The following is an 18,304-nucleotide window of genomic DNA, read 5'->3' as shown; positions in this document are numbered from 1 at the left end:
TGCATGACTGCTGAGTAATTTATTGATTATTCTAAGCTACGGGAGGTAAACATCATGATTCGCAAATTGACAACACTTTCTTTGAAACATACGACCTTAGCCTTGTTATTGACCGGCAGCCTAACCGCTGCCTCTTTACCAACAGGTATGGCTCAAGCAGCAGGGGAAGCCGTGTATATTACTTCTTCCTCTTATTTTACAATCAGCCAAGCTGCGCTCTCGTCCTCATCGTTACAGTTTGCGGTTTCCTTACATAATGGGGACCAAAATGCAATCGACTTCAATCAATATGGCGTGCGCGTCACCGATACGTCTGGGCATAGTTTTACAGCTAAATTGAGTGAAAAGAAAAGCGCCAGCGTTCTCCCCGGGCAGGATACGAGCTTTCGTTTCTATGCCAATTTGACAGAAGGCGAAACCGCAGATCAGCTGAAGATCGACGTCTTCCGTTGGGATGCTGGGCAGGCAGATTTCATGAAACATCTGGGGCAACTGCCTGTAAGTTCTGCGCTTGGAGAAGGTCAGGTGACCGTGCCGGAAGAGATTATTAATCTTCGGACGCTCGACAGCACGTTAGCCAATGATGCTTCACTTGCTTTCCAATTAGGGCAGAGCGTACGCGTTTCGGAAAATGGAAAATGGTATCTGTATACGCAGGTATCCGCGAAAAATCTAGGTTCCAGCAGCGTTAAACTGCCTGCAGCTCTTCAATTCAGATTAGTAGATGCCAATGGCTTGAAATACGCTTCAACCTATGCAAATGGATCAAGTACAACGTTCCTTCCAAGTGAATCGGATACCTTAACGTTAAAAACGCCTATCTCCAAACAGATGGCGATGTCTGGTGCATCGTTGGAACTTTATTACTTGAATCAAACCGAAGATGTGACGCTGGGGAACATGAGCCTGAATGCATCTCTCCAAACAACAGCGCTAAATACAAAACAGGTGTATAGCGGACAGCAAGACGGAGAGCAGATGACAGTCCAAGCGAGTACGTCCCAGTACTCGACGCAAGCTGACGGCGTTCATGTGCAAACGGTTGTTACGTTAAGTAATGACGGCGAAGCGTCTGCGGCAATTCCATCCTTCTTTGCAACTTACCAAGTTGGAGATTCCGGCACGGCTTTGTCTGCAGCGGATAATACGGCTCGCTCCGCATTTTTGGCTCCGAAAGAAACAACGACTTTTTACTTTAATGCGATTTTGCCGTCCGGCACGGATCCGAACGCGGCTCAGCTTGTCCTCTGGGAGAAGACATCGGGCACAACAGGCGCAGGTAATGGAGGCAGTACAGGTAGTGCGGGTAATACGAACAGCACGACTAGCACGAACAGTGCAAGCGGAGACACAACGTCAACTACGGCTGGAACGAACGAGACGTCCGAATCGGCAACAGTTTCTGCGGGTAGCGGAACTACAGGACAGATGCCTGTAGCGGTGTTCCTGTTGAAAGGCGCGAGCGAAGCCAAAAATGGCTTTACAACAGCTGCAAGCTACTCGATTGGCAATAAGCTGACTTTAACGGATAATTCCATCGTGAATAAAAATGTGGATGTTTCGCTCGTCGAGCTGCATGCTCACGAAAATGATGATCTTGGCTACAAAACCGCCATCGCCAAATATAAAATCACAAACAATGGCTCAAACACGATTGCTTTGCCTGAGCTTCAAAATGAGCTGTTGGATAGCAATGGCAATTCGTACACGGGCACACGCCAAAGCTCTGTCACCACGCAGCTTACGCCGGGCAGCTCTTATGTGGTTAGCTATTCCTATCTGCTTCCGAATCGCAAAACAGCGGACGATGAAGCCTTTGCGCTGAACATCTATGATGATAAATCAGTGTCCGAAGGCAAAGTATCACTCGGAACGTATCAGGTTGCTCTACAGAAAGAGGATGAGGGCGACACGATTGATCTCTATCCGTTCTCATTGAAAGTGAATGATGAGTCAATTAGTTGGCTGTATAGCGGTGGTTCTTACTCTTATCAACTAAACCTTGATCTTGATATCACCCATGAGGATCAAGTCATTATAGACTCGAATTTCTCGACTATTGAATTCGACATGGTGGATTCGCTTGGTCGCATCGTAGGCACTCAAACGTCCTCACTGGTCGGTACGGGTAAACTGACGAGCGGTAAGCAAAAAATTGTTGTCACTGGACTTAAAAACGAGCAAGTAGACTCGGGTGTCGTCGTCAACATGTACGAAGTTATTAATACCCCTAACGGGACAGCTAAACGTCTGATTAAGCAATTCCATTAATGTCGAGTTTATTTCAATCTAAATAACGCGTAGGCCGAAAACCAATCATACTTGATATGATTGGTTTTTATATATTAGGCTAGTAGTGTGCGAGAAAAATATGAAGCCGACGGGAGCTAGTAGCAAATTATGAAACAAAACAAATATGATGATCACAGCTTTTTTGAAAAATACAGCCAAATGGCACGCTCGACAGGTGGACTGGATGCAGCAGGGGAGTGGCCTGCACTTCGCGCGCTACTGCCGGATCTTTCAGGCAAAGCCGTGCTTGATCTTGGCTGCGGATATGGCTGGCATTGCCGATATGCACGCGAGAATGGAGCTCGCTTCGTTGTAGGCGTGGATCTTTCCGAGAAAATGCTGGAGCGTGCGCAAGAACTAACGGAGGATAAAGCCATTACATATCGCCGACTTGCGATTGAAGACATCGACTTTCTGGCAGGCCAATTTGATGTGGTGATTTCATCACTTGCCATTCATTATGTGGAACATTTCGACGACCTCAGTCATAAGGTTCATCATTGCCTCACAGAAGGGGGAAGCTTCATCCTCTCCGTCGAGCATCCGATGTTCACTTCGCGTGCAGAACAAGATTGGTATTATGGTCCACAAGGCGAACGCCTGCATTGGCCAGTCGACAATTATCAGGATGAGGGACTAAGACAGGCTAGATTTCTGGAAACGGACGTCGTGAAGTATCATCGAACGGTTGCCACTTATATGAATGCGTTGATCGATGCTGGATTCAGCATAACTAAGCTCTCCGAGCCTCAACCAACGCAAGAAGCATTGGACAAGTATCCGGAGATGAAAGATGAGACTCGGCGTCCCATTTTCCTTTTGATTGCAGCAGCAAAACACGCCCAATAAGCCTATTTCTAATTATTTCATGCCCGGCTGCATAATTTTCTTGATTGTTAGGCTAACTTGGTTATAATGAAATATGTAAGTTTATACATTAAACAAACTAAGTTTAACGAGGAGAAAATGGACATGAACAAGCCTGCACAGCCTAAGGAACCTTTAGTTACGCATATTTACACGGCTGATCCATCTGCCCACGTATTTGACGGCAAAATTTATATTTATCCTTCCCATGACCTAGACCACGATGGACCTTCTAATGATAATGGCGACCAATATGCGATGGAAGATTATCATATTCTCTCCATGGACGATTTTAATTCACCTTGTGTCGACCATGGCGAGGCTTTGCACCTGAGAGATATTCCTTGGGCGAAGCAGCAATTATGGGCGCCGGACGCAGCGTATAAGAACAATACGTATTATCTCTTTTTCCCGGCTCGGGACAAAGAGGACATTTTCAGACTTGGTGTCGCTACAAGCTCAACGCCTGCAGGTCCTTTTACGGCTCAGGAAAATTATATCCCAGGCAGCTACAGTATTGATCCTGCCGTGTTCATCGACGAGGATAACAAAGCTTATATTTATTTTGGCGGACTATGGGGTGGTCAGCTGGAGAAATGGCAGACAGGAACATTCCTACCTGATGCTAAGGGGCCGGCAGAGAATGAACCAGCCTTGGGGCCGAGAGTGGCTGTTTTAAGTGAGGATATGCTCACGTTCACGGACGAGCCGCAAGAAATCAAGATTGTGGACGAAGAAGGCAATCCAATCCTAGCAGGCGATGAGGACAGACGATATTTCGAAGGTCCATGGGTTCATAAATACAATGGATATTACTATCTTTCCTATTCAACGGGGACTACACATTGTCTTGTTTATGCAATGAGCGAACATCCTCAAGGGCCGTATGTGTTTAAAGGTACGATCCTTACGCCGGTAATCGGGTGGACAACCCATCATTCCATTGTTCAATTCGAAGATAAATGGTACTTATTTTATCATGACTGCTCCCTATCAGATGGTGTTAACCATAAACGCTGTGTCAAATATACGGAATTAACGTATAACGCGGATGGAACTATCCAAACGATTGACCCTTATAAATAAACAATTATTCCTATAGAACTGCTTCCTATGGTCTTGTAAGACTTGAGGGGGCAGTTTTTTTCATGCATAGAATCCCGATTTTGGATAAAAATACATGGAAGGAAATCAATGGGGCGAAGAAAGCTGCAATCATCTAATGAGATGTACAGGGGGCGTATTCGGATGACGATTTGGCAATGGTATAGGCGTCGAACAAGACCGGGATCCCAAAGTCAACAGCCTTCAAAGAATTCAAATGTCGAAACACCCGCACATCAGACTTTGGAGAAATATGCTGAAGCTACCATTAGCCATAAACTCGATGACAGCTTGGACTTCGTTCAGGGCATACTTGGCGACAATGACGATTTTATCATGCGCCGTTTTTGCATATGTGACGAGCATCCGGCAGCAGCTTTATATTTCGCTGATTTAATTGATAAACAACATTTAAATGATCATATATTAAAGCCCTTGATGCATACGACCGCGAAGGGATATCCGAAGGATGATAACCGTTCAATGAGAGATTATCTGTTGAACGATACTTTGTATTCATGTGAAGGCAGAACGGAAACTGAGCTGGATGAGATCATCCAAGCCATTGTAGAAGGGAAAACCGTCATCCTGGTTGATGGGCTGGCGGATGGTTTTGTTTTCAGCACCCGCCAAGTTGACAAACGTTCGATCTCGCAGCCGGAGACAGAGCAGGTGATCAGGGGAGCCCGGGAAGGTTTTATCGAAATATTGGGGACGAACTTGGCACTTCTGCGCTATCGGCTCCCGACACCGGATTTGCGAATAAAAACCATACGGATTGGGCGAGTTACGAAATCCAAAGTTGCTCTTTGTTATATTAATGGCATTGTGAACCCTGAACTCGTTAAAGAGGTATTCAGACGCCTTTCGTTGATTGATATTGATGGCGTTCTTGATGCAGGTTATTTGGAGCAATTTATCGAGGATAATCATGTCTCGCCGTTTCCTCAAATTCAAAACACAGAACGGCCAGACAAGGCTGTTGCCAATCTGCTGGAAGGCAGGGTGATTCTACTGGTAGACGGATCACCGTTTGCTCTTATTTTGCCAACAGTTTTCAGTCAATTTTACCAAACGGTGGAGGATTACTCGGAACGGTATCTCTTGGTTAGTTTCATACGTCTATCTCGCCTCGTAGCTCTGGTATTCTCACTGATTTTTCCATCGTTGTATGTAGCTCTAATCTCGTTTAATCCGGAGCTTATTCCAACGGAGTTCGCCGTCGCGGTGGCAGGGGGAAGAGCAGGAGTGCCATTCCCGTCGGTCATTGAGGTGTTAATCATGGAAATCTCCATGGAAGTTCTGAGGGAAGCGACGCTGCGGCTCCCCCAGCAGGTTGGCGGAGCCCTATCCATCGTTGGCGTGCTTGTCGTAGGACAAGCGGCGGTAGCGGCAGGATTTATCTCACCGATTACGGTTGTTATCATTGCGTTAACGACGATCGGTTCATTTGCAACACCGGCCTACAACGCTGCGTTAGCTCTTAGATTGTTGCGATTCCCGCTTGTCATCTTGTCAGGAATTTTCGGTCTGTATGGCGTAATGATCGGATTAATTTTGATCGCGAACCATATGCTCTCCTTGCGTTCATTCGGCGTTCCGTACTTGAGCCCGATAGTACCTGGAAATTTCCAGGGTATGAAAGATACGCTGGCACGCTTGCCCCTATGGTCGATGCCCAAAAGACCTGGGCTTTTACATACCCCTAATGACACTCGTCTAAGCAAATTAACGAAAGAAATGAGTGACAAAGCAGCAAATAATACGTTAGATCCATTGAAGGTTGGAGATAGGAGGAACGTAACCTATGGAGCATCCTCGCCAGATAACAGTGATTCAAGCCGCGATCATACTGATTAGCACGATTATTGGAGTGGGGGTGCTAGCTCTCTCACTCTTTGCTGTCCGAGCAGCTGATTCCGGGGCACCGCTTGTTACTTTTCTCGGTTTAATGCTTGGAATAGCTGGTCTTTGGCTTCTAACAAAGCTCGGAATGCGATTTCCTGATCAAACGATTATAGACTACAGCAAGGTTTTAATCGGCAAATGGACGGCAGGCGTATTCAGTGTATTAATCATTGTTTTTTTTGCTCTGATTACAGCGCTGGCAGCAAGGGAGTTCGGTGAAGTCGTTGTTACGTCCGTATTGATGAAAACACCGCTTGAAGTGACGGTGATCGTCATGCTGCTGCTAGCTGCTGTTTCCTCACGGGCGGATATTACCACGTTTACCTATTTCCATCATTTTTATTTCCCGGTCATTGTATTTCCTGGATTATTAATTGTTGTACTCTCGCTGAAGAACGCGCATTTAGTCAATTTGCTCCCCATATGGGGGAATGAACCAAGCGGCATGTCTGCTGGCATCCTCACGATGGCAGCCTTATTTCAAGGCTCTTTCGTTATGACCATCGTCATACCTGCGATGCGCAGACCGGAGAAGGCCATGATTGCAGGCTATGTCGGGATGGGTATTTCCGGAGCTTTATATGTCCTTATCGTCATTGCGACGGTTGGCGTCTTCGGATCGGAGGAAATTAAAAAATTAGTGTGGCCAACCTTGGAATTAGCCAAAACAACTTCACTGCCTGCGAACATATTGGAGCGTTTGGATGGGGCTTTTCTTGCTGTTTGGGTTACGGCGGTGTTTACGACATTACTGTCGTCTTATTACTTAGCCATTTATTTTATCAGTCAGCTCTTGAGACTTAAGGATCATAAGATGTTCACTTTCTTTCTAGTTCCTTTTATATATGTGATGGCTATGTTTCCTCAAAATTTGCTGCAGATGTATGAAATTATTCAAGTTGTAGGACGTTGGGGATTAATCATCACAGTGGTGTATCCACTTGTCTTATATATAGTGGCATTGATTCGTAAGAAAAAAAGTCGGGGTGATCAACTTGTGGCAAAATCTGATTAAACAGATTCTTGTTGTCGTGTTGATGACCCCTTTGCTTACAGGCTGCTGGGATCGTCTTGAAATCGAAGATCGCGCGGTTGTATTAGCCATTGGCATCGATGAAGCAAAGCCAGGAGATGAGAAAGAAACCAGCAATGCGACACATCTTCTTAGTCAGGAATCCTCAAACAAGGGACTCATTCGTGTCACCGTTCAAATTGCTGTACCAGGTCGCATTCCGCTCGGGACAGGAGGCGACACAGGGGGGCCAGCTGATCAAAAGCCAGTTTGGGTTTTGACCAGCGTAGGAAACACCATTGAAGATGGTTTAATGAACTTACAGCAGCAGCTCGCGGATCGGTTGTTCTATGGCCATTTAAGAGTCATTGTGCTGTCGGAAACGGTTGCCAAAAAAGGGATTCAGAACGAAAATGACTTCTTTCGCCGTCAGCCGCAAGTCCGCAGAACGGTCTGGATGGTTGTTTCCAAAGGAGCCGCGGCAGACATTATGAATGCGACTCCGCAATTAGAGCGCGTTCCATCCTTATATTTGCTCGCCACCTTGGAGCATGCCAGAGAAATGGGCAAGCTGCCCAACATTTTCTTAGGTGTTTTTTTCAGTGCCAGTTCGGCTAAAGGTCAGGAAGGAACGGTTCCTTACTTGGAGTTAAAGAAGGAATCGAATATTGAACTTGCCGGAATGGCTTATTTTAAAAATGATAAAATGGTGGGCACTTCAACAGCATTGCAAATAGGCCACTATATGGCCATAAAGCAATTAAACCCCGGCGGTTACAGTATCCTTCAGGAAATGCCGAACTCTCATACAAACGTTATTTTCAAAACCACACATCGGAAATCGAAAATAACAACAACAATCAAAAATGGGAAAGTGTTTGCGACCATTAGATGCCAGGTCGAAGGGGACTTAACGGAAAAATCGGATGAGAAGGTACTCGTGACGAAAAATAATTTGCTCCAGCTGGAAGAGAAAATAAAGAAAGACGCTGAAAAGGGATTTGAGACATTCATCCAGCAGACACAGGAAGATGGCAGTGACATTTTCGGCTTTGGAGAATTTGTACGCGCGACGCAGCCATCCTATTGGAACAAGGAAATAAAAACCAAGGAAAAGTGGGAGAGCAAATATAGAGAGATGAACGTTGATGTCTCGATGCACGTTAAGATTAGACGAATTGGAACGAAAACGAAGTAAGGAAGGATTCGGCTCATGATTACCTTTAATAATTACACGGTTTTGCTGCTGCTGATCTCCGGACTGCTCGTCTTAGTTTTCGATGTGAGAGTGTATAAGAAAGCAAACTTGCAGAGGGAGAAAAAAGGGGCTCTTTTTACCGGATGGCTCAATATATCCCTAGGGATTCTTTCCTACGTAGGCTACCTCGTTTATGAAAAATGGTTTTGGAAATAAGCGCGCACAGCCTTCTTGGTGTTATTCTTCAAAAGAGGGAAATAGGAGATATATGGAGAATATAGACATGCTGCACTTTGTACCAAAGCCGCAATTACGAGGAGGGGGAATTAGCAATGAAATACCGTCAACTAGGTGATACGGAACTTAGCATTAGTGAGGTTAGCTTTGGCACATGGGCCATCGGTGGGAGCTGGGGACTATCTAACGACGATGAAGCCATTAAAGGCTTGCACTTGGCTATGGAAGCAGGGGTTAACTTTTTTGATACAGCCGATGTTTATGGATCGGGGCATGCGGAAGAACTGCTCGCCAAAGCAACTAGAGGAAAAGAAGATGACATTTACATAGCAACAAAGTTTTGCCGTGCAGGAGATATTTATGATGCAAAAACGTATTCAGAGGAAACGGTTCGAGAGTATTGTGAAGCTAGCTTGAGAAGATTGAATCGGGAAAGAATCGATCTTTATCAAATTCACTGTCCACCGCTAGCCATTTTGAAGGATGGTCACGTTTTCGAAGTGCTGGACAAGCTCAAAGCGGAAGGCAAAATTCGTCATTACGGCGTTAGCGTCGAGACGGTGGAAGAAGGTTTGTTCGCGCTGAGTAAGCCAGGAGTCAAGGCGCTGCAAGTGATTTATAACCTGTTCCGGCAAAAACCGGCCGAAACTTTATTTCCGCAAGCGCAAGCTGCAGGGGTAGGGATTCTGGTCAGACTTCCGTTAGCCAGTGGCCTACTGACCGGGAAATTCACAGAAACGAGCACATTTGCTGCCGATGATCACCGGAATTTCAATGCGGATGGCGCACAGTTCAACGTTGGCGAGACGTTTGCCGGGCTTCCATTTACCAAGGGAGTGGAGCTGGCAAGGGAACTGGCATGGATCGCAGAAGGTTGCGGCAACATGGCGCAAGCTTCTATGCGTTGGATTTTGGACAATCCGAATATTACCTGCGTAATTCCGGGATTCAAAAACGAACGCCAAGTTGCTGATAACCTCGGCACGGCGCAGGCGCCATCTTTTTCCGAGGAAGAAATGGCTCGACTTCAAACTTTTTATGAGGACAGGGTGAGAGACTACATTCGGGGGCCTTATTAGAAGATGATGTTTCTATGATTGATTTTTTTAAAGACTTTATATTAAATATCTTCTTGATCTTCTCTCCGCTTGTTGTTTATCCCTATTTGTACAAATTTCAAAGTCATAGCATGAAGTATCGGCTGTGGCTTTGCTTTTTTTTCACAATAGCCATTGCGTTCGCGATGTCCATTCCGGTTAATTTGAATGGTTTGGTCTATGATTTTAGATCCATTCCACTGATTGTCGGATCCCTGTATGGCGGAATTTATGTGTCGATGTTTCTGTATGCGGCAATTATCGTAGTCCGTTATCTTCTCGGAAATCCCAATAATTTGATCTATTGTGTTTCCTTTCTTCCAACCATTATTTTTATCATCTTACTTCTAAAAAGATATCGACAAATGCGTTTAGCACATAAAATGATTTCTGCCGTCATTGTGTGCGTAGCGGTTAAAATTGTTAGTTTTCTCATTTATTTAACGAGTATTGGTAAGATGGAGCTTTTTACTGCCAATCTCATTTCCTCCTCCCAAACCTACATTCTGCAGAGTGTGGTAATCGCCGTCTATATTTATCTGATCGAGTTTCAACAGAAGTACATTCATATGCAGGAAGACACAGTCCATGGTGAGAAAATGAGGATTGTCAGCGAGATGGCGGCTTCAGTTGCTCACGAAATCAGAAATCCGCTCACGGCCGTTAGAGGGTTTATTCAACTCATGGGGGTACCTCATTTGGCCCCATCGAAGCTCCAATTTTATCAGCAAATCTCACTGGAAGAATTAGAGCGGGCACAAGTCATCATTAGCGACTATTTAGCCATCGCAAAGCCTGAACCTGAGAAAGACGAGTTAATCCTGATGAAGGATGAAGTGCAATATGTCTCTCAAGTGTTAGTAACGATTGCCAATTACAACGATGTCAAAATTGAAGTAACCTTGCAGGATGAACAAATGTTTATTCAAGGGGATCGGAATAAGCTTAGGCAGTCGCTGATCAATATTGGGAAAAATGCCATTGAGGCAATGTCGAAAAGCGGTGGTGTTTTGGTAATTGGGCTAAAAGAGCAAACCGATAGAATTATGATTACAATACGTGATAACGGGATTGGCATGACGAAGGAACAAATTAGCCGATTGGGTACGCCGTATTTTTCCACCAAAGAGAAAGGCACTGGCCTAGGTACAATGGTCTCATTCAGTCTTATTAGAGCAATGAAGGGTAAAATACATATTACCAGCGAAGTAGGCAAGGGGACGGAGTTTGAAATATCATTCCCAGCAGTTCCGCGAGGATTGTGACAAAGGTTGAATAACAGGTTACTTAAGGGGCTTGCCACTGGCAGCTCTTTTTTTGTTTATATTCACTTAAAAATTGTCCCGTATAGTTGATCGCAAGACAACATAGGAGGCGGACACGATGGCAAAAGAAAGCATACAAAGCCGGTTCATTAAAGCTGGATTACGATTCATACAAGTCAATGCCATATGGAAAAAGACAGGGGAAGCCCTTCGAAGAGAAGTAGAAAATAGACAGCATAAAGAAAGTTATGAACCGCCTAAGAATATGTTTAAAAAGTATGATTGCCACAAATATGAGGCAAACGGTCATGCTTATTATGTCGTGAAACCTTTGGAATCAGCTGCAGGGAACAAGCATATCTTCTACTTGCATGGCGGTGGCCATGTGCTCAAAATCACCTCGCTGCACTGGGAGTTTATTGCGTATTTAATTGATTCTTTACATTGTACGGTCACAGTTCCGATGTATCCTCTTGCGCCAGCGCATAGCCACAAGGATGTTTTTGAGATGCTCGTCCCTCTGTATCGCCAAGTGTACGCGGATGTGGAGGAACGAGATATCGTCATGATGGGAGATTCAGCCGGTGGAGGGATGAGCTTGGCTTTGGCACAATTCCTGCGGGAGAAGGGGCTTAAACAGCCAGGGAATATCATTTTGATCTCCCCTTTGCTGGATATGACCTTCAGCCATCCCATGATCAAAATGATCGAGAAACAAGATCCGATCTCAGCTACGCCGGCGCTGCACGATATTGCCAAGTGGTATGCGGACGAAGAAAGTGTGAAACATTATTTAGTTAGTCCCATTTACGGGAATTTCCATGACTTGGGGAGGATCAGCGTGTATATCGGAACGCATGATATCTTATATCCTGATGCGAATAAATTCAGTAAACTCGCTGGCATGCAGGGTATTCCTATAAATTATTATGAATACCCTTCTATGCTTCATGTCTGGCCGTTATTTCCTTGTCCGGAAGCCAGGCAAGCACGGGAGCAGATGATGCATATTATTCGATCATTTTAACAATTTTTTAACAAATTCGCTTGACAGTTAAAACGATTTGGAAGGATAATAAAAACGACTGAGTAGTCATTTTAAAGAGAGAATAGATGAGGAGGATATCAATGACTAAACACCATGATCAATTAGTTAAATATGCGTCTTTGGCCATACAACTGGGAGTTAATGTGCAGCCGGGACAAACACTAGTCATTTTTGCACCTCTAGTATCGGTGGATTTTGTACGCTTATTAGTTAAACGCGCCTACGAAATAGGGGCAAAGCTTGTCTATGTAGAATGGGCTGACAGTGAAATTACACGCATGAAATATGAATTGGCGCCATTTGAAGCGCTGCTTGAATACCCGATGTGGCAAGCCAAAGGTTATGAAGAATTAGCAAGCCAAAATGCCGCTTTCCTATATGTTTCTGCCAATAACCCGGATCTGATGAACGGCATTGATCCCAAACGGCTTCAAACCGCCAGTAAAACCTCAAGCTCGGCAACCCAAGGGTTAACGATGGCAAGATTGACAAACAAAGTGAGCTGGACGATCGTCGCTGTGCCAACACCAGCTTGGGCGGATAAAGTTTTCCCACTACTTCCGGAAGAGGAGCGGGTGGATGCGTTATGGAGCGCCATCTTCCAAGCAACGCGGGTCCAGAAAGATGATCCGATCGAGGAATGGAGGAATCATGCCCGTACATTACTAACCAAATCCGATTTGCTGAATGAGAAGCAATATAAGGCGCTACATTACCGCGCGGAAGGTACGGACATTACCGTTGAATTGCCTCAGGATCACTTATGGGTATCGGCCGGCAGCAATAATCAGCAGGGAGATCGCTTTATCGCCAATATGCCGACAGAAGAAGTGTTTACATCTCCTTTACGCACCGGTGTAAATGGTACTGTAAGAAGCACGAAGCCGCTAAGCTACAACGGTGTTCTAATCGAAAATTTCTCTCTGACTTTTGAAGAGGGAAGGATCGTTGATTTTGCAGCGGAAAAAGGCGAAGAGATGCTGCGCACTCTCGTTGAGATGGATGAAGGGTCTCATTATTTGGGGGAGATTGCGCTTGTTCCGCATCGCTCACCGATCTCGGATATGAATATCATTTTCTACAATACCTTGTATGATGAGAACGCCTCCTGCCATTTTGCGATCGGCCGGGGATTCCCGTTTTGCTTGAAAGACGGCGTGACGATGAGTGGGGAGGAGCTGCTGAAACGCGGCTTGAACGAAAGCTTGACGCATGTAGATTTTATGATGGGATCAGCTGATATGGACATTGACGGGATTAAGATGAGTGGCGAAGTTGAGCCGGTATTCCGCAAAGGGGACTGGGTTATTTAATAGAAACGGAGGAGCAGCATGTCACCGAAAGTCACGCAAGCCTACAAGGAAGAGAAGAAAGCCGTCATTCTTGAGGGAGCGCTCCACTGTTTTACGGAAAAAGGCTTCCAGGCTACGACGATGGATGATATCGTTCGGCATTTGGGCATTAGCAAAGGCGCTATCTACAGCTATTTTGCCAGTAAAGAAGAAATGTATATTCAGATGGCTGATGATAAAATGAATGCCATGCTGGAGAACTCTACAGAAACCTTCAAGAGTATGCCTAGCGCCGCGGATCAAATCCGTTACATGTACAACCGGTTTCGCAGCCAATCGCTGGCAGAACTTCGCAAATGGATAGCCTTTCATTTGGAATTTATGCTGTATGCAGCACGCCAGCCCCAGTTAACGCAGCGATGGAATGAGTACGCGGACAAAGCCTTAGTGTTCATTAAGGAAATCATGGATGGCGGCAAGCTTACAGGCGAATTTCGCTCGGATTTGGATAGCGCGGCAGCTTCTCGGTTATTCTGGTCGATTCGGGATGGCCTTGCACTGCATTACATGTTAAGTGGCGAGGAAGCCGACTACAAGCGCACAATTGATGATATGGAGAGTATGATGTTCCGCTATATCATGGGGTAATCCTTTGAAGGGGAGAGGTAGGCCATGTTTTTCAAAAGAATGAGCGAAATGTCCGCCGAAGATATGGTAGCGCTATGGAATAAAGGCTTTGAAGGGTATTATCTCAACAGTTCGCTGGACATGAGCAAATTCATGGCAAGAACCGTTCATGAAGGTCTCTCTTTGGAGCATTCGTTGGTATTGTTTGAAAATGAGGAGCCGATTGGTTTCGTCATGAACGGATTTCGCACCATTGAAGGGAAAAAGGTGGCGTGGAACGGTGGTACCGGAATTGTTCCTGATTACAGAGGTAAGGGATTCGGAAAACACTTAATGCTTAGAAATTTGCAATTATATCAAGAGCAGGGTGTGGACACCGCCATGCTTGAAGCGCTTGTTCAAAATGAAGCTGCGATTAAACTTTACCAGAAGGTCGGCTACGAGATTACTGAACAGCTTGTCTGTTTGCAGCATACGGGCGAGCTTAATGTTAACCTGCTGGAATCAAATTTCCCAGAAAGATATACGTTACGTAGGGGACATCCTGTTGAAGTTAATGCGGTGCCATTCAATAGGCCGATGTCTGCCTGGCAGACACAATGGCCTAGTATGAAAGGCGGTGAAAGCGTAATTGTAGCGGCCTCTGAGGAAGTGGTAGGTTATGCGCTTTTCAAGCGAGTTTATGCGGAGAATGGCAGTTTAGCATCGTTCGTCCTTTATCAATGTGAAGCACGTCCAGGACGCGAGGATGAAACGGAGATTCTGAAAGCGGCTTTAAGGGAAGTATACGCACCACTTACCTCTTCATGTACGCGATTAACGATGAATATCAGACATTCCAATGAAGGGTTAAATGAGCTGTTAGCTGGTTTAGGCTTTACCTTTTTTGTCGATCAAGTACATATGCTGCACCATATTTGAAATCTGCCGGCTTGGAACATGTGAACGTGACGTATGAGTTGGGCATGGGGCGCATATGAATCGTTATGAGCAGAAAACGATGAATGGAGGGGGTACCCCATGTCTTTTTTTGACAAAGTCAAACAAGGTGCAACGGATGCCGCGAAGAAAGCTCAGCAAACTGTTGAACTGACGAAGCTTAAAGCTCAAGTCTCTTCCAAGGAGAAGGAGATAGAGAAATTTTATAATCTCATTGGAGAGTCCGTGTATGCCGCTTATATGTCGGGAGATATTGCCAACGCCGGCGAGATTGTCGAGAGATTCAGCCTTGGCATCGACGCGGTTAAGCAAGAAATTGCCGTATTGGATCAAAAAATCATTGAACTGCGCAATGAGAAAGAATGCGTTTGTGGGAAAGTCGTTGTGGCCGACACGAAGTTTTGTTCATCTTGCGGCCATCAGTTTTGAGGAAAGCGGAGACAGTCTGAAGAGACTGTCTTTTTTGTTGCGGGTGCGACTTAAACCCTGACGGAACAGCCCCGTCAGGGTTTTAAGCTAGCTACTTCACCGGCCTTCCACCTTCCAGTCACACAAATGCACAATACAGCCAACGTCCACCTCCCAGTCACATAAATGCACAATACAGCCAACGTCCACCTCAGTAGAACACGACAAATTTCATGAAACCTAGCGAGAATTCCGCTATGGTGCTTTTAGAGGGAACTATGGTCCACTATTTGAAGGTGAATCAGCATTGTCCTTGGTGAGTGGGAACTACAGGACCTTATTTGGCCTCACAGTCAGGATTTTCGGGTGAAATCGGCGAAATAGAGGATCGTAGTTCCCCTGGCTGTTGGGAGCGGTGTCTTTTCTGGAAAATAGCGGACTGTAGTTCCCACTACATGCAGGGATGTGCTGGGTCATAGGGAATTAATGTAAATGGAATGCCATGCAAGCGACAAATAAAAGCAAAGGAGTCCTAAATGTCCGATTATGAATGGGATAACAAAATTGAATATTTAAGAAATACAAGAGATTTGTACTACAACGATGACTATTTGGAGTTTCTAGTGAAGTCAGTTTGGAAGATCACTCAGCCAGTGAACGTCGTTGACTATGGTTGTGGGTACGGATATTTGGGGCTGAAGCTGTTACCGCTTTTGCCCGAGGGGTCCACATATACGGGGATTGACAAAGGAACAGAGCTAACTAACACAGCAAGGGAAATCTTTGCAAGGCAGCCTTTTACAACAAATTTTAACGTAGCAGATGTTGAAACGTTAGCGATCGACAGAAAATATGATCTTGCCGTCTGCCATGCGTTATTATTGCATCTGTCAGATGCGAAGAAGTTACTCGATAAGATGATCAATTGCGTGAAGGATGAAGGGATGGTCATCTGCTTCGAGCCGCATTGGATTGCCAACATGTCTAACTACAGTTTGCAAGGTTACGATCAAAGCCAAGTGATCCGCTTGGGAATTCTACAAAAACTATTTGAGCAGGATACCAAAAATAACGGAAAAGACGGAAATATTGGGATAAAAATACCCGAATATCTAAGCGAATTAGGCTTAACAAACGTGCAGTGCAGAGTAAGCGATAAAGTTAATTTTCTAGATCCAAGTGCGGAGCCACAAAAGAGACAACGGCTGTACAACTCCTTGAGAGAGGAAGGGATTGGCGGTTATCCAGGGGAAGAAAGCAAGTTTATACGCAATTTGATGAACCGAGGGCTGACAGAAATTGAAGCGCAGAGCCAATACGAGGCGGAGTTATTATTTTCAAAAATGTTCAACGAGGATTCGGTACTAACCTACGCTCCTAACATGAAGATTTCATTCGGCACGGTGAAACGATGAGCACAGAAAGCAAAATGTTTTTTATAAAACCTGTGATCGTTGGGGCAATCGGCTGGGCTGTCTTACTTTTGTCAATTTCTACCTGCTATCTTATTTGGTTATTTAGCCAATATGCGCTCCTATACTTCTGCGCATTTTTATTTGCAATTTTCCTCGTGGTTTGGACGGTAGTTTCTATTTTTGGCGTATTACAGAGTTTATTGGATTTCAAAGAATTAAATTTTTTGAAACCTTATCTCCATCCGTCCGAAATGAAGAAGCGGAAAACACTGTTTATGTTGGGACTGGTTGCAAATTTATTATTAATTCTATGCAACAGCATGTTGATTTTTTGTCTATACAAACTATGGCAAAAGGTTTTTCCGTAAAGGAGAATCCCAACCAAGCATGTCAGATTTGTGCCGAAAAACAAAAATAAGAATTCTCATCGTAACTATATTGACACAATGTAAGGGGATACATTAATATGTAAGCATGCTCAGGAAAACGTTTGGGCAAGAATTTGGATAAACATGGTTTTGGATAAAAAGGAGCTGTCACTATGCCTACACTTAAGGATATCGCTGATTTAGTGGGCGTCTCCATTTCAACAGCCTCGCGAGTGGTTAGAAATGATACAAGCAGGCATATTAATCCGGAGACGAGGGCCAAAGTTTGGGAGGCCGTTCGCCAGCTCGATTACACACCGAACGAGTCAGCACGCCATCTTGTGAATAAGCAGAAGACCGAGAAGAGACAGACCAAACAAATCGGCTGCATTATTCAAGCGGCACGACTCAATGACGATCATCCATACTATTCGCCGATTATTACGGCTTTTACGAAAAAGATTTTGGAGTCAGGCTATTCATTAGCTTTCATTCATACTTCGGATGAACTCGCGGACGATGCTTTGCTTCACCGCTGCATCCACGATATTCAAGTGGACGGCATTATTATCGTTGGCGAAGTCGGGCCGGCCATTTTGGATTATTTGCAAAAGGTAGAGGATCTTGCCTTGATTGGTATTTGTACGATTGGCACTGAGATTACGATGGTGGACTATGATCGTATTCACGCAGCCAAATCCGCTGTCGATCACCTCATTGCGCAGGGCCACCGTTCCATCGGATTTATCGGCGGACCAGGACATACGGGAGAGCTCAACAGTGAAGAGAGGTTCCAAGGCTACAAATTCGCGATGTATGACGCCGGCATTCCCTTACATAAAGACTGGGTGATAGACACCCGTTGGGAAATTGACCGCAGTTACGAATACGTGAAAGAGCAATTGAAACGGACCGACGTGGAGCGCCCAACGGCAATCTTCTCAGCAAGCGATCAGTTGGCGATTCCGGCTATGCGCGCTGTGATCGAAAGCCAGCTGCGAATTCCGGAGGATATCGCTTTCATCTCGATGGATAATATTGATTTCGCGCAATACACGACGCCACCGCTATCTTCGGTGCATGTACCGAAAGTAGAGATCGGCCTGACAGCGGCTGCAACCTTGCTGGATATGCTAAAAGGAGAGCAGCTGGCGCTATCCAAAGTACTGCTGCCACATAAAATTATTGTGAGAGAATCGTCCACATTTGCTAGAAGCTAATTTTTTT

17 protein-coding genes are annotated in these 18,304 nt (G+C 45.1%); all 17 read left to right on the top strand.

Translation table 11 applies throughout. The features are described from left to right. Nucleotides 1–54: 54 nt before the first annotated feature. The 17 genes from GON05_RS37415 (at nt 55) to GON05_RS37335 (ending at nt 18,297) form a co-directional block, all read left to right on the top strand. Nucleotides 55–2,271: a hypothetical protein gene (locus GON05_RS37415; RefSeq protein WP_157326532.1), complete on the top strand. Its 2,217-nt coding sequence runs from the start codon at nt 55–57 to the stop codon at nt 2,269–2,271. Nucleotides 2,272–2,400: 129 nt separating this feature from the next. Further along, nucleotides 2,401–3,141 (top strand): class I SAM-dependent methyltransferase, encoded by a 741-nt coding sequence (locus GON05_RS37410; protein ID WP_157326531.1) that lies wholly within the window; start codon nt 2,401–2,403, stop codon nt 3,139–3,141. Between the two features lie 123 nt (nt 3,142–3,264). Continuing rightward, on the top strand, nt 3,265–4,245 hold the full coding sequence (locus GON05_RS37405; RefSeq protein ID WP_157326530.1) for a glycoside hydrolase family 43 protein: 981 nt from the start codon (nt 3,265–3,267) through the stop codon (nt 4,243–4,245). A gap of 162 nt (nt 4,246–4,407) precedes the next feature. Then, nucleotides 4,408–6,123 (top strand): spore germination protein, encoded by a 1,716-nt coding sequence (locus tag GON05_RS37400; RefSeq protein WP_157326529.1) that lies wholly within the window; start codon nt 4,408–4,410, stop codon nt 6,121–6,123. After that, nucleotides 6,071–7,186 carry a GerAB/ArcD/ProY family transporter gene (locus tag GON05_RS37395; protein ID WP_157326528.1) on the top strand — a complete coding sequence of 372 codons (1,116 nt, stop codon included), beginning with the start codon at nt 6,071–6,073 and terminating at the stop codon, nt 7,184–7,186. The genes GON05_RS37400 and GON05_RS37395 overlap by 53 nt, the downstream gene beginning before the upstream one ends. Beyond that, nucleotides 7,167–8,381 carry a Ger(x)C family spore germination protein gene (locus GON05_RS37390; RefSeq protein WP_157326527.1) on the top strand — a complete coding sequence of 405 codons (1,215 nt, stop codon included), beginning with the start codon at nt 7,167–7,169 and terminating at the stop codon, nt 8,379–8,381. The genes GON05_RS37395 and GON05_RS37390 overlap by 20 nt, the downstream gene beginning before the upstream one ends. Before the next feature lie 15 nt (nt 8,382–8,396). Next, nucleotides 8,397–8,597 (top strand): CLC_0170 family protein, encoded by a 201-nt coding sequence (locus GON05_RS37385; RefSeq protein ID WP_157326526.1) that lies wholly within the window; start codon nt 8,397–8,399, stop codon nt 8,595–8,597. Nucleotides 8,598–8,713: 116 nt separating this feature from the next. After that, on the top strand, nt 8,714–9,697 hold the full coding sequence (locus tag GON05_RS37380) for an aldo/keto reductase (protein ID WP_157326525.1): 984 nt from the start codon (nt 8,714–8,716) through the stop codon (nt 9,695–9,697). A gap of 14 nt (nt 9,698–9,711) precedes the next feature. After that, on the top strand, nt 9,712–10,980 hold the full coding sequence (locus GON05_RS37375) for an ATP-binding protein (RefSeq protein WP_157326524.1): 1,269 nt from the start codon (nt 9,712–9,714) through the stop codon (nt 10,978–10,980). A gap of 118 nt (nt 10,981–11,098) precedes the next feature. Next, on the top strand, nt 11,099–12,007 hold the full coding sequence (locus GON05_RS37370; protein WP_157326523.1) for an alpha/beta hydrolase fold domain-containing protein: 909 nt from the start codon (nt 11,099–11,101) through the stop codon (nt 12,005–12,007). A gap of 101 nt (nt 12,008–12,108) precedes the next feature. Continuing rightward, nucleotides 12,109–13,341 (top strand): aminopeptidase, encoded by a 1,233-nt coding sequence (locus tag GON05_RS37365; protein WP_157326522.1) that lies wholly within the window; start codon nt 12,109–12,111, stop codon nt 13,339–13,341. Between the two features lie 18 nt (nt 13,342–13,359). Continuing rightward, nucleotides 13,360–13,968, top strand: a complete 609-nt coding sequence (locus GON05_RS37360; protein ID WP_127456014.1) for a TetR/AcrR family transcriptional regulator — start codon at nt 13,360–13,362, stop codon at nt 13,966–13,968. A 24-nt stretch (nt 13,969–13,992) separates the two neighbouring features. After that, entirely contained in the window at nt 13,993–14,868 is an 876-nt protein-coding gene (locus tag GON05_RS37355; protein ID WP_157326521.1) for a GNAT family N-acetyltransferase, read from the top strand. Nucleotides 14,869–14,967: 99 nt separating this feature from the next. Continuing rightward, on the top strand, nt 14,968–15,315 hold the full coding sequence (locus tag GON05_RS37350) for a hypothetical protein (RefSeq protein WP_157326520.1): 348 nt from the start codon (nt 14,968–14,970) through the stop codon (nt 15,313–15,315). 515 nt (nt 15,316–15,830) lie between these two features. Further along, the gene (locus tag GON05_RS37345; protein WP_157326519.1) at nt 15,831–16,709 is read left to right on the top strand and encodes a methyltransferase domain-containing protein; all 879 of its coding nucleotides are present in this window, start codon (nt 15,831–15,833) and stop codon (nt 16,707–16,709) included. A gap of 160 nt (nt 16,710–16,869) precedes the next feature. Next, the gene (locus GON05_RS39135; RefSeq protein ID WP_157326518.1) at nt 16,870–17,127 is read left to right on the top strand and encodes a hypothetical protein; all 258 of its coding nucleotides are present in this window, start codon (nt 16,870–16,872) and stop codon (nt 17,125–17,127) included. A gap of 123 nt (nt 17,128–17,250) precedes the next feature. Next, nucleotides 17,251–18,297 (top strand): LacI family DNA-binding transcriptional regulator, encoded by a 1,047-nt coding sequence (locus GON05_RS37335; RefSeq protein WP_157326517.1) that lies wholly within the window; start codon nt 17,251–17,253, stop codon nt 18,295–18,297. Nucleotides 18,298–18,304 lie beyond the last annotated feature (7 nt).

The organism is Paenibacillus anseongensis (genome assembly GCF_009757995.1).
Classification (GTDB): Bacteria; Bacillota; Bacilli; order Paenibacillales; family NBRC-103111; genus Paenibacillus_E; species Paenibacillus_E chondroitinus.
This window is presented reverse-complemented; position numbering and strand designations above follow the sequence as displayed.

Coding starts and splice junctions, on each gene's coding strand:
- GON05_RS37370 (WP_157326523.1), top strand. CDS start 11,099: ATGGCAAAAGAAAGCATACAAAGCCGGTTCATTAAAGCTGGATTACGA.
- GON05_RS37385 (WP_157326526.1), top strand. CDS start 8,397: ATGATTACCTTTAATAATTACACGGTTTTGCTGCTGCTGATCTCCGGA.
- GON05_RS37360 (WP_127456014.1), top strand. CDS start 13,360: ATGTCACCGAAAGTCACGCAAGCCTACAAGGAAGAGAAGAAAGCCGTC.
- GON05_RS37345 (WP_157326519.1), top strand. CDS start 15,831: ATGTCCGATTATGAATGGGATAACAAAATTGAATATTTAAGAAATACA.
- GON05_RS37365 (WP_157326522.1), top strand. CDS start 12,109: ATGACTAAACACCATGATCAATTAGTTAAATATGCGTCTTTGGCCATA.
- GON05_RS37415 (WP_157326532.1), top strand. CDS start 55: ATGATTCGCAAATTGACAACACTTTCTTTGAAACATACGACCTTAGCC.
- GON05_RS37400 (WP_157326529.1), top strand. CDS start 4,408: ATGACGATTTGGCAATGGTATAGGCGTCGAACAAGACCGGGATCCCAA.
- GON05_RS37350 (WP_157326520.1), top strand. CDS start 14,968: ATGTCTTTTTTTGACAAAGTCAAACAAGGTGCAACGGATGCCGCGAAG.
- GON05_RS37410 (WP_157326531.1), top strand. CDS start 2,401: ATGAAACAAAACAAATATGATGATCACAGCTTTTTTGAAAAATACAGC.
- GON05_RS37335 (WP_157326517.1), top strand. CDS start 17,251: ATGCCTACACTTAAGGATATCGCTGATTTAGTGGGCGTCTCCATTTCA.
- GON05_RS37375 (WP_157326524.1), top strand. CDS start 9,712: ATGATTGATTTTTTTAAAGACTTTATATTAAATATCTTCTTGATCTTC.
- GON05_RS37380 (WP_157326525.1), top strand. CDS start 8,714: ATGAAATACCGTCAACTAGGTGATACGGAACTTAGCATTAGTGAGGTT.
- GON05_RS37405 (WP_157326530.1), top strand. CDS start 3,265: ATGAACAAGCCTGCACAGCCTAAGGAACCTTTAGTTACGCATATTTAC.
- GON05_RS37395 (WP_157326528.1), top strand. CDS start 6,071: ATGGAGCATCCTCGCCAGATAACAGTGATTCAAGCCGCGATCATACTG.
- GON05_RS37355 (WP_157326521.1), top strand. CDS start 13,993: ATGTTTTTCAAAAGAATGAGCGAAATGTCCGCCGAAGATATGGTAGCG.